This is a genomic window from candidate division KSB1 bacterium (genome assembly GCA_016214895.1).
In the GTDB taxonomy this organism is placed as follows: Bacteria; Electryoneota; RPQS01; order RPQS01; family RPQS01; genus JACRMR01.
Genome location: JACRMR010000002.1, coordinates 322,749 through 335,716, shown reverse-complemented (window position 1 = coordinate 335,716; position 12,968 = coordinate 322,749). Strand labels below are relative to the sequence as shown.

6 protein-coding genes are annotated in these 12,968 nt (G+C 61.0%); 2 read left to right on the top strand and 4 right to left on the bottom strand.

Annotation, left to right across the window (positions count from 1 at the left end; translation table 11 throughout):
- Positions 1–136: 136 nt before the first annotated feature.
- The 4 genes from HZB60_01345 to HZB60_01330 form a co-directional block, all read right to left on the bottom strand.
- Positions 137–3,349 (bottom strand): immune inhibitor A, encoded by a 3,213-nt coding sequence (locus tag HZB60_01345; protein MBI5058406.1) that lies wholly within the window; start codon positions 3,347–3,349, stop codon positions 137–139.
- 56 nt (positions 3,350–3,405) lie between these two features.
- Entirely contained in the window at positions 3,406–5,967 is a 2,562-nt protein-coding gene (locus HZB60_01340; protein ID MBI5058405.1) for a S8 family serine peptidase, read from the bottom strand.
- A gap of 424 nt (positions 5,968–6,391) precedes the next feature.
- On the bottom strand, positions 6,392–9,775 hold the full coding sequence (locus tag HZB60_01335) for a S8 family serine peptidase (GenBank protein MBI5058404.1): 3,384 nt from the start codon (positions 9,773–9,775) through the stop codon (positions 6,392–6,394).
- A gap of 122 nt (positions 9,776–9,897) precedes the next feature.
- Positions 9,898–10,053: a hypothetical protein gene (locus HZB60_01330; protein ID MBI5058403.1), complete on the bottom strand. Its 156-nt coding sequence runs from the start codon at positions 10,051–10,053 to the stop codon at positions 9,898–9,900.
- 366 nt (positions 10,054–10,419) lie between these two features.
- Here HZB60_01330 and HZB60_01325 point away from each other — a divergent pair, with 366 nt between their 5' ends.
- Both HZB60_01325 and HZB60_01320 read left to right on the top strand, forming a co-directional pair.
- Complete coding sequence (locus HZB60_01325; GenBank protein MBI5058402.1) at positions 10,420–11,469, top strand: hypothetical protein; 1,050 nt, start codon at positions 10,420–10,422, stop codon at positions 11,467–11,469.
- 48 nt (positions 11,470–11,517) lie between these two features.
- Entirely contained in the window at positions 11,518–12,954 is a 1,437-nt protein-coding gene (locus HZB60_01320; GenBank protein MBI5058401.1) for an HD domain-containing protein, read from the top strand.
- Positions 12,955–12,968 lie beyond the last annotated feature (14 nt).

Here is a 12,968-nt window from a genome sequence, read left to right as displayed (position 1 = left end):
CCCGCGCAATATCCCCGTCGCCACCGATCGGGGTGCCGCCCCCGGACCCGGCACCCGGGTACTCTGCGCCACAAGCAAGCAGAGGCACGGTCAACCACCGTGCCTCTGCTACGCGCCATCCAACCCAACACCAACCTCAGTTGGTTGCAATCACGTGATAGAACGCCTGCTGCGCGCCGATCGCCGCGCCGAGATCGGTGTACGTCGTGCCGATCACGGTATCGATCGGGGTATAGACGCCATCCAATTCTGTCGCCCGTTCGATGCGGTATCCTGTTGCCCCCGCGCTCGCCACCCACCGCAGTTCGATGTCATCCCCGATCCGCAGTGCAGTCACGTTGATCGGCACCCCCGGCTCGGCCGCACCGCCGGCAGTGATGGCAATCGTGATGACCGGCGAATCCGGATCGTTGCTGCGGACCTGCAATGCAGTCAGGCTCGGATCAGAGCAAAGCAGATCGCCGACCACACGCACGTAGAGCGTATCACTTTCTCCGCCCGCCAGCGTTCCCGCCACGGGTAACACATCGACGTAACGTGGACCCATCGCAAACCGCCGCACCTGATTGTCTCCCACCGGTGTGGCATTATTGTGGATGGCCATGAGGCCGACCGTCTTGGCGGCATTCTGAATTCCGACCGTCGCGCTGTTCAGGCGAATAGTCCCCATGCTGCCAAAGATCACCTTGGACTCGCCGCCGGGAGTCAACAGGATCTCGAAGTTGTACGTCCCTTGATTCGGCGCCGTCCCGGCCCGCACGTTTTCATACAACACCGCGGCGGAATCGACTCCGTTGTTCCAGTAGCGGACATTCGTTCCCGCTAATTGTGGTTTCAGATCATCCCACCAGCCGAAAATTGCCGCCGCCGGAGCCGTGCTGCCCGGCAACGGGACGTTTACCGCCAATGCTGTCGCGCTGTCGGCGAAACTGATCCAGCCGTTCGCCGAAACCCAGAACCGGTTGTACATCTCGCCGTAGAATGGGAAGTCAAACGGCAACACGTAGGGTCCCAGCACCTGGTCACCCGTCGCAAATGTGAGTTGCACTCCCGCGGCGGAGAGGTTCAACCATTCAAACGGCGGCCCGCACGGGCCGTTCGCATCTTGCCACCGATAGCCGTACGCATCGGCCGCGCTCGTATCCAGCGTGGCTCCGCTGCCGAAGCCCGTGTTGTAGCTGATTGCATTGAAGCCCGAATTCTGTACCACGACGGGTTGCGTTTCGATCTCGCCGGGCAAAAGGCCGAAATCCAGCGCCAGTGGCGAGACCATGATGTTTCCCGGCGGCGCTAACTGAACGTCATCAACGTACCAGCCTTCCTGCGTGACACCGGCATCGGTGTACATCCGGAACCGAATCTGCGCAGTCGCGCCTGCCGGGTATGCGACCAACGATATTGACTCATAGGTCCAACCGGACGATCCGTTGTACGGCCCGCCGATCACCTCCCAGCCGTTGCCCGCGTTGATCTCGACGAAGCCGTAGTCATAATCGGTTTCGAGGCTGTAGTAATGCCAGAAGTTGAGCATGGAGCCGTTGCTCAAGATGACCGCGGGGCTGACCAGACTCGCATTCATGTTGTCGTCGTAGAGCCCGGTGCCCTCGTTGCCGCTGTACCACGAATGCGAGGGCGATTCCGCGCGTCGCGTCGAGAGATGCCAAAGTGTGCCCGTGCCCTCCGTCGTCCAGCCGTTCGTACCGCCTTCCATGTCGTCCACAAACACGGGAGTACCGATCACCGCGCCGACATTGACAACGGTATCGAGACCGGTGCTGGCCGACAGCGTGAGGTCAAAGGTCAGCCCGTACGAACTGGGCGCGTCGCCACTCACTTGAATCACAAACAGGGTGGCACCCGTACTGGATTGCGCCGGAGTCAGCGTCGGCCACGTGGACGAGTTGGTGAGCACGGTGACGTTCGGATCGGCCGTTGATAACGTACCGACCAGTCCGTCAATGTCCAGCGCGCCTTCATTCTTCAGGGTTACCGAAAGGCTGAATTGCTCGCCCGGATCGACCACTGCGTTGCCGTTGCCACCCAGTTCGGTCTGCTGGTGGGTCGTCTTCTTGATCCATTGATCCGGCGGGGTCAGACTGCCGGCAAGCCGCGCCACAAACAGGTAAGCAGTCTGCATCTCCGTCGTCAAGGTGGGGATTCGGCTCGGCGCGGGCCAGAACCCGTCGCTGCTGGTCCCGATCTCGGGCGTCACGCCGAAGACTCTGGCGCGCTGGGAGATGTCCCCGTAGCACCAGTCATTGCAGTCACCGTTCGTATTGTACAGCAGCTCCCAGGCCGTTCCGGTCGCGAACACTTCGCCGCTGCTCTGCTGGATGAAATACTGCATCGAATCGATGATCACGTCGTACGTGGCATTTTCCGGTGTGTACCCGCCCTGATACGTGCTGGTACCCCACGGCTTCAACAACAGATTCGAGTAGGTGTGATTGTTGATCGCGATGATGAAATTGCGCTCATTGAAGAACGAAGACATCACTTGCGTCTCCGGCTCCGAGGCCGGTGACGGACCGCGGTAGGTCTCGGAATTCGGCGTCGGCGACGAACCGACGTTATCGTACCCCCACAGGTACGACCAGTTGCGGTTGAGGTCGATCCCGTAAGAACCGTCCCCGTTGTTCCGGCGGTTCTTGCGCCACATTCCGCCGCCGTTCGGGTTCGTGCTCTGATTGTAGGCGTACCCGTCCGGGTTGACGCACGGCACGAACCACAGCTCGCGCGTCTCCACCATGTCCCGCCACGGCTGTACGTTATTGGTGTAGTTCTGACAGAGATTCTGCATGAACAGCAGCACGGCCTCCATCGCCGCCGGCTCCCGCGCGTGAATCAGCGAGTTGTAGAACACCTCCGGCTCGTTCTCATCCACGTCCGGATTGTCGCTGATCTTCATCGCCCACAGTACGGAATCCCCCAGCGACCGCCCGATGTCCATGGGCGCGGTCGTAATCGTTGGATACGTCGCGTGCAGCGTATTCAGAAACGTGACGATCTCGGCGTAGGTCCTGTAGCCGCCCATGAGGTCGAGATTGCCTTCATCCCGCGCCCGCCGGACATAGAACTCCTCGAGATCGGTGTGAATCAACTCCCAGTTATAGCCGTGCTCGGCAAGCCACGTCAGGTCCTCCGGGAACGCCGCGATCTGCACGTTCCCCGGCTGCGGCCCCGGCATGAAATCGAGCCCCACGTTCTTGAAAATCGCCTTCTCGTGCGCCGGGGTCTTGCCCCAGACGCGAATCAACGAATGATGCCGCACGTCGGCCGGACCCTGTATCTCGGCGAACACCGAGGTCATGCACGCCAGCGCCAGCGCGATGGTACAAACGAGCTTCATGGGTATGCCTGTAAGAATTCTCCGCCGTGATCTGCGCATGCTGCGCAGTGGTGCCGTCATCGTGCGAGCACGCCGCCGCGCGGCAGCGGTCCCAGATTCACTCCGTTCCACGACCGCACGATGTAGAACAACTCATTCTGAGCGCTCCAGCCGTTTACCACTGTGTAGGTCGTGTCCGCGGTTTGATCCACGAACGTCAAGTACCCGCCGTCCAAGTTCACGTCGCTGTAAATGCGATACGCCGCGCTCCCCGCGTTCTCCCAAAACAGTCTCAGATCGTTGCCGGAAACGGACACCACGAGATTGGCCACCGGCGCCAGTGTCTCCGGGCCAAACGCCGACACGACCACGTCATCGACATACCATCCTTCCAATCCGGTTCCCGCATCAGAACCGAATCTCCAACGAAGCTGAACATCCCGGTCAACGTACGCGCTCAAATCGACCTCCACGATTCTCCACGTGGTCTGGCTTCCCGCCCAGCACGGACGCCCGGCCAGCGGTCCCGTCACCGGATTACCGCCGCCCGCGAGAATCCGGAAGGTCTTCGGGTAACCGCCCACTGGCGCGAGTGCCGCGAACGCACCGCCGTTCATCGAGAGTTCCAGCACTCCGCCGTCATAAGCCGAATCCGGATACGCGCCCGACAGCTCCGATTCGATCTGATACGAGAATCTCAACCGCGCCTCCGCGGGCAGCGCCGGGATCACCGGCGAGACCAAGAGTGCATCATCGCGCACCCCGTACGTTCCCGTTCCCGGGTCACCGCACTTGTACGAATTCGGTGCGCTCTGCGCGCGCTCCGTGGAGACGTGCCACTGGTCACTCCAGCCGGCACTCGCGCTGTGTGACCAGCCCGGCGCGCCGGAATCGAAGTTCTCGTTCAACAAGTACACCACCGGCCGCGGATGCAACAGCACATCGTGCACCGTCGTATCATTGGCGGCAACGGTCAGCTGCACGTCCTGCGATACATAGCCGTAAAGCGAATAACGCACGGTGTAGGTCGAATCCCCCGGCACGACCAGCACGTAGGCGCCGCTGCCGTTGGAGTTCGTCAACTGCGCACCGCCCACGATTTCGACCTGAGCCTGCAACGGATTCAGCGTGCTCTCGTCACGAATGACGCCGGCGATCCGGCCGTATCCGGAAATGACTTGCAACACCGCCGCGTAGGCATCGACAAACCCCCAGCCCGACGTATTATCTTTTCCCGCCGCGTCCTGGTCATGTGCGGTGCGCATGATGATCGACTTAATCGTCCGCACATCGACGTCCGGATTCGCGGATCTCATAAGTCCCACAATACCCGCCACGTGCGGCCCGGCCATCGACGTGCCGCTGAACGCGCTGGAGTACGTGCTGCCCGGAATCGAAGAATACACGCTCACGCCCGGCGCGATCACTTCCGGTTTGATCGACCCGTTGCAATCGGACGGTCCGCGCGAGGAGAAACTAGCCATTGTATAGGGCTGGAGCGTGTCGCTCGTCAGGTCCGCCGCGCCGATCGAGAAGAACGTCACGCTGTCCATGGCCACGTTCGCCGGGCTGCGGTGAGAAGCGGCACTCGGCCCTTCATTGCCCGCCGAGAACGTCACCACGCACGTCGCCGCTTCCAAGCCTTGTATCGCCGCATTCCAGCGGTTGTCACAATCCGAGTAGCCGGAAAAGCTGCCGTTCACTCCCCAACTGTTTTGACAGACGTCCGGCACATCGTTGACGGTATTGATGTTGCCGTCCGGATCGGCCATCCACTGATAAGCGTCGATCACATTGTTATCGAATACGCTTCCCGTTCCGCCGCCGATCGCATCGTCGGCGATCCACAGCGCGCCCGGCGCCACACCCGTCGTGTCGCCCGTTCCACCGTTCGTGGCGCCGCAAATCGTTCCCATGACATGCGTGCCGTGCTGATCATTGTCCACCGGTGTGGATGACCCGGAGACCGGTGCACGCCAGCACTGCGCGGCCGGCGCGAAATTCCCGCGCCAGCGGCCGCTCAACGCCGGATGCACACCTTCGACTCCGGTGTCACAATTCGCGACCAGCGCACCCGCGCCCGTCACGCCCAATTCGTACCACACTCGCGGAGCGTTCAGGGCCCGGATTCCGATCGGCGGCGTATTGGCATCGCTGTCGAGCAACTCCCGCGGTTCACCGCGGATCGGATCGATCAACTCGACTTCAAAGTTCAGTTCCACATAGTCCACGTCACTGCGATCAGTCAACACCTGTGCCGCTTGCTCGCTCCCATAAACCACAAACGCGTTGACAATCCAGAATGCCTTGTATCCGTCAACCTCCCCCGCCGCCTGCATTTCATTCAAGACGTCCCGCACGGGTCCCTGACTGCGTTCCGCCGTCCGCTGCAGTTCGCTGACGACAATTCGATGGTGCTCGACGCGCGGGCGGTGCTGTGCGCACAACGCCGCATCCAGCGCGGCCACGTCCACCCGGTCCGCCAAATACACAATCATCGACTGTTTCGCGCCCGGCGTCAGCTCGAACGCATCGCTCAAGTCCACCGCGAGCTTGTTCACATCCGCAAGGGCGACACTCACGCTCTGCAATATGCAAAATAGTCCAACCAGCCAGATCCAAGTTCTACGCAAGTTCATCGTCTTGTCCTCTGTGCATTTCCAACCAGTGAAGTGGTCAAAGTCCTATCTCAGTTTACTCAAAATCTTTCGCCGGGGCGCGCACCCTCGCGCGCCCGGAGTGTCGGCACTCCCCCCACATCCTGTGGGGGGCCGGGGGGGTGCGCGTCTGCGCGCATCTGCTCTTCCCCGCCGAGCCGTCCGTCCCCCCGCAGCCGGAAACGGAGATCTTCTGCCGAGCAGGGATTCCTTCCCTGCCGGAATTGTCAGCATCACGGTTTCGTCAACCGCTGAACCCAAACCTGTGGGTGCCAACGGCGTCGCCCGGCTGCACTTCGCCGAGCCGTCCGCCCGCCCGCCGCCCGGAATCGGAAGGTCGGCACTCCCCCCACATCCTGTGGGGGGCCGGGGGGGATGCGCGCTTCGCGCAGCTACTCTTCCCCGCCTACTTCCGCCCGACCTCAACCCCTTTCGACACAATGGCATCTGGGATCCCCGGCAGCCTCGGCCCGCCCGCGACCGGCGGGCCATCGCACATGCGTACTTCGAATTGCTGCCGCGCGGATGGCAGTGTCGTTATGGCGAAGAACGTGTCGGCAACCGTGGCGACAAGCGTCGTTAAGACACTATCGTCCAATGTCCCGCTATAGATGCAATAATACGGCGTGTTCAAGCGCGCCCAATTTAGCGTCAATCCGCTGAGGCCGGCCCTCGCCACGAGCGCCGCCGCAATGGTGCTCGGGGCCGCCTGCACAACAACGCTTGGCGACCAGAATTCTCGGTCGGGTTCCGAGCAACGCACGGTCACACCGCAGTCCAGCGCGCCAAAGCCAAGCGTGTTATTGGTCAGCCGGATCGGCACACTGACGCTGCCGCCGGCGGGAAGGACTCCGATCCGGAGATCGCGCACCTCGGCAAAGGCAACTCCACTCGGCGTCGGCGGCGTAAAGCGCAACAGGCAGTTGTTGGTCAGGAACGTGGAGTTGTACGCCAACTGCGCGATTTGCGCCGTATTCCGGCCTTTCAGTCCCACCGTGCACTGATTCACCGGCCCGTTCAACGTGCCGTACGCGAAGTCGATCCGACCGTCATGCCAAAGCACAATCTGGAACGTCTGCCGGTTGGTGGACTCCCACCAGCGCACATTCTGGTACTGCACGATCACGCGATCATTCGCGGTGTCAGAATAGGAATAGATCCGCCCCTGATCGCCGCTGGGGAAGTTCAGATCACGCCAGTACGGCGCCAGCATATAGTAAGGATCTTTCTGCAGGCTCAACGGCTGGTTGATATACTCCGCCATCGCTGAGGTAAACGTCAGAAATCCGTTCGTGCAAATCCCCACCCGGTCGAAACACCGGTCGTACAGTTTGAAGTGCCAAGGCAGTACATACGGGAAGTAGATCGAATCATCGGCGACCACGGCCAGATTCGCCCCAATGCTCGAGATGTCGGTGAACGAGTACGGAGGGCCTCCGGCGCGCGAGTCGCTGACTACATAGCTCCCGGCCACCGAATCCCCCGGTACCGCGACCGCATAGGAAACCGGCAGCGTACCCGAATTGACCAACACCAGCGCGGTGTCCATGGCCTGGCCCGACGGCAAATCGACCACCAGCGGTGCATTGCTCACGCTCAACTGTGCCAACCCCGCCACGGCTGCACCGGGAGTCATCCGCACCGCGAGACCGCTTTCGATCGGCGTGGCATGCGCCGGATAGACTCCGTTCGCTCCGTATTGCGAGTAGCTGTTGGAACCGCCGGACAAGTCGATGCCGACGGTCGCGGACTCCGGGACATCCACGGCGTCATAAAAATACTCGATGATCGAGTTTCCGGTCGTTGTCGGATAAACTTCCGGGTTCAGCACATGAATTTGAAACGTGGCAAACTGATCCTGCGAATCATAGCGCGGGACATGCGAGAACTCGACGATGAACCGCCCCAGTCCGGCGTCGAACCACGAGCAGATATCGCCGCCGTAAACGTCGCTGAAGTCATCCCACAATCCGAACATGGCCGGTCCCAACGTGGTCGGCAGATTCGTGTTGATATATGCCGCCATCGTCGTACCGTTCAGATGCGCGAAGCCGTTGCCATGGACGTACAGCCGATCTCGCGTGATTCCGTAGTAGGTAATCGGAAACGGCAGCAGGACTTGCACGCAACCGTCATCCTGAAGATTGTGCACCACGCCGCGTCCGCCGGCGATCGGAGCGCACTCGATCCAGCGATACTCCGGGCCGCCCATGTCATACGAGTCGCACGGAATATAGCCGAAGCTGTCCGGCGGACCGCACATGTGCGATGGATTGAATGGCAGCACCACCTCAATATCCACAATGCCGCCGGGAATCACTTGGACCGCGGGCACCAGCGCGTCCGCGCAAAATCCGTTGCGGGCCGTGACGTCATACACGCCGGCGGGCAACCCGAATTGGAATCGCCCCGCCAGGTTGGTCGTCACCGGCTGCAGCGGCTGATTCACCAATTCGACGGTGCACCCCACGGCCGGCAGTCCTCCGCAGTCGATCACGGTTCCGCTCAGCACGCCATTGTTGCTGGGTTGCAGAACCACATCCGCCCACAGCGTGTCACCCGGCAAGAACACGGTCGTCGCCTCAAATTCATTGAACGACGGAAGGACGATCTGCCAAGTGAGCGGAATCTGAGCCGGCATCGGGAAACAGAAATAACCATAGGCATCCGTCACGAATTGCTGCGGATAACCCAGAATCGTGAAGGTCGCCGGGACCGGTTCACCCCAATCGTCGGTCACGGTGCCGGCCACCCAACCGACTCCGTAGATCGCTCCCTGCACGGCGGCCAGGGCATCAATCAACCCGTATCCGCTGTTGTTGTCATTTCCGTTTGCACCTTGATCGACCGCGGAGTACAGGAGGATCTCCTTCAGCGAATCCGGATCGAGGCCCGGATTTGCCTCAGCCATCAGCGCCAACACGCCCGCCGAATATGCGACGCTGTACGAGGTCCCGGTCGCGTAGCCGTAACTCGACCCACTGCCGGCGCAGCGCACGTTTACGCCCGGCGCCACCACTTCGGGTTTGATTCTCAGGGCGGGATCTCCCGAACACACCACGGGTCCGCGGCTCGATTGCGCCCAGACGTCACCCGTTGCGTAGTCCCATGCCCCGACGGCAAACCCGTCGGTCATGTTGCTGGCCCGGTCGGCTGGAATCCGGATTCCGGACACCGGATTCTCATTTCCGGCGGCGAACACGACGGCGACCCCGGCGGCTTCGAGATTGTCAATAGCGGCATTCAAGACGTCATAACATGCCGGAATCGAGCCCGGCACAATTCCCCACGAATTGGAACAAACGCGCGGAACATCGTCAAACGTATTTACATTTCCATCGGGGTTGGCCAACCACTGGAACGCGGCAATCGCCGAGGCGACCGTCTCGGCTCCGGACAAACTGAGCGCGCCGGAGATCCAGCGCGCTCCCCACGCCACGCCTACCGTGTCACCCGGCGCCATTCCGCAAATCAGGCTCATCGTCTGAGTTCCGTGGGTATTGTAAGCCACGGGCGTCGTCGATGAGCCTGCCAGGTCAAGCCAGCACTGCTGCCACGGGTAACCGAAATTCCCGCGCCAACTGGATTGCAGAGCCGGGTGCGTGCCGCTGACTCCCGCATCGCAGTGGCTGACGAGCACTCCTGCCCCGGTAATGCCCATCGCCCAGACATCCGGGACCCGCATCAGCCTCAGGGCGAAATGTAGCGAGTCCAGCGTCTCGTGCTCTCCGCGCCGTCCCTCTTGCGGAGCAATCAACTCGAGCGCGGCGTCCTCCTCGATCGACGCCACCTCGGGCCTATCGGCAAGCTCCCGGAAGACAGCTTCGGTCGCGAGAACCGCCACCGCATTCAGTATTGTAAACGATTGGTATGTATATACTTCGCCAGATGCATGGAGCTCGCCGAGCCTCGTCAGCAGCCCGGTCTGTTCAGCGTCTGCAACTTGTTCAAGCCCGACCAGAAGCTCGCGATTCCGTGCGGCCAGCTCTGTTCGGCGGGTGACGGGCTGAAGGACAGATAAGTCGAATTGGCCACTGAGAATAACAATTCGGCCGACCATTGCTTCACGGGAAACTCCAGGCTGCGACGGATCTGTCGCGGCCCGGAGAGACCATGACAAGCCTTGCGGCAGGCACAGCAGTGCGCCGAAGACCAGTAGCGGCAGTGCCCAACCCCATCCTGGGCGGCCCGTGCTATTCACCTTGCAAACGCTCTTCACAAATTCCCGATCTCGTTCCTCGTGACTCTCATCCGAAATTCGGTAGCTCCGGCGTACAGCTCGCCCAATATACCACAGCGCTTAAATATAAGCATTTATCGCCCCGGTTGCCAGACGATTACCCCCGATGATCCAGCTTTGCCGCTCTCGCCGATTTCTTGCTTTTTTATGTTTTTATTGTAACTTAGTCCCATCAACGGTGTCCCAGAAGCTGCATGAACCGTAACGACCCGAGCATTTTCCTCTGTTTTGGTTTCATGACCGTCATGAAACTCTTTCTGCTTCTGTGCATCGGTTGCGCGATAGTGCCGGACAACGCTGCGGAAGCGGTTGAAACCCGGCGGCTTTCCGGTTTTCAAGCGTTGATGGACACGCTGGTGGCGGGGGATTACCCTGCCGCGAACCAGATTTGTGATTCGGTGCTGAATTCCGGCGGGTCTGCGGCGGCAGCGCTATATGCTCGAATGGCGGGCATTTACGCCCGCATAACGGATTATGAGGATAGCTCGGGTCGCGGTCTATTTTTCGCGCTTTCCGACAGCTGCCTGCACCGGGCGCGTGCCGACCTGGCGTTGCCCGGCGCGGATCGGGCCGCTTTGCACTATTTGATCGGCAGCTGTTATTCGTCCAAGGCGCTTCTGCTCAACCGCGAGGGCAGCTCGCTTTCTGCGATCCGGTTGCTGATGAAGTCGCGGGACGAGTTCGCCCGGGCAATCGAAGCGGATCCGGAGTTTTATGATGCCTATCTCGGGCGTGGAGCGTATCGTTACGGGGTAGCGACGCATGGCTCTTTGGTCGGCTTCCTGCCGTTCATGCCCAGCAAGAGTTCTGGCTGGAGCGACATGTGGCTGGCGGTTCAGAGATCAGATTTCTCGAAGTGGTCGGCCCTGACCGCGCTGGTGTGGTTTGCGCTTGAGGACAAAGAGTATGCTTTAGCCGACAGCATCTGTCTGGCCGGGCTGCAACGATTTCCGAATTGCCGCGGGTTCCTCTGGCCGCAACTCAGCCTTCGGGTCCGGCAGGAACGTTGGCCCGAAGCTGACGCGATCGCCCGGAATCTGTACGCGCAGTACAGTTCCCTCGGGGCCAACGCGTATGACCAGATCGGCCTTTGCCTGCAAATCTCGCAGATTTGTGACCGGCTCGGCAGGTCCGATGAGGCTCGAGAGTGGGCGAACCGAGGGGTGCTAACTCCTCGAACAACGGCCGTTTCCGAGCGAAGACGAGAGAAATTGCGAGAACTCGCGGTGCGTGCGGCACAATAGCGCGCGCCTGTCGGAATGGCTCAGTTCCTGTCATTCTGACTCACCCCCATGACCACAGTCACCCCTGAGCACAGCCCCTTGATTGCAGCCGGTGAGTACCCGTTGATCGACCGGCTTGGCGCAATCGCCGATCTTGAGGGGGTCGAGCTGTACGCCGTCGGCGGCTTCGTCCGGGACCGGCTGCTCGGCAGGCCATTGAAGGACATCGACTTCGCGGTTATCGGCGATGCCGTCGGGTTCAGCCAGTCCGTGGCCCGGGAGCTGCGGACAAGTGATCCGATTGTATTCGCGAAGTTTCAGACGGCGAGAGTCGCCTGTCACGGAGTCGAACTCGACTTTGTAAGCGCGCGGGCGGAAACCTATGACCCTGCATCGCGTAAACCAGACGTGGTGTCCGCGGGTCTAATCGCTGACCTGACGCGTCGGGACTTCACCGTGAACGCGCTGGCAGTCGGGCTGAACCGCCACGGTTTTGGGTCGGTTATCGACCTGTTCAGCGGGATCGCGGACCTGAAATCAAAGGTTTTGCGGACGCCCTTGGAACCCGAGCGGACTTTCAGCGACGACCCCCTGCGGATGATGCGGGCGGTCCGGTTTGCCGCTCAGCTCGAATTCAGCGTGGATCCGTCGGCGCTGGCCGCGATCCGGCTGATGGCGCCGAGACTGGCCATTGTCAGCCAAGAACGGATCACCGACGAATTCATCAAACTGCTGACGGCGTCTCAACCGTCCATCGGCTTGCGATTGATGTACTTGACTGGGCTGTTGGATGTCGTGTTCCCGGAAGTCGCCAATCTGGCGGGTGTGGACCAAGTCGGAACCCATCACCATAAAGACGTATTCGACCACACGTTGCTGGTCGTTGATAATATCGCCTCCCTCACCCCCGATCCGGAACTCAGGCTGGCGGCGTTGGTTCATGACATTGCCAAGCCGCGGACCAAGCGGTTCCAGCCGCAGGTCGGTTGGACCTTCCACGGTCATGAGGACGTGGGTTCGCGGATGATGAGGGCAATCGGACGTCGCATGCGGCTTCCGGAGCATACCACAGCCCGGGTTACCAAGCTGGTCGGTCTGCACATGCGACCGATCAACCTGACCCGGGAAGAGGTTACCGACAGCGGGATTCGTCGGTTAATTGTTGACGCCGGGGACGACCTTTCCGGGCTGATGACCCTCTGCCGGGCAGATATCACTTCGTCGAAGCCCAACAAGGTTCGGCGCTATCTCGAGCAGTTTGATTCGCTGACGGCCCGACTTTCGGAAGTTGTGGAAAAAGACCAGCTTCGCGCGTTTCAGAGTCCGGTTCGCGGCGACGAGATTATGGCGATCTGCAACATCCCGCCCGGCAAATTAGTCGGAAAGATAAAGGACGCGCTGGAAGAGGCCATTCTCGACGGCCGCGTCCCCAACGAGCACGATGCCGTGCTCGCCTACCTGTACGAAATCAAAGACCAGTACTCCGGAAGCGAACCTTCGTCATGATCTATCGCCTTACC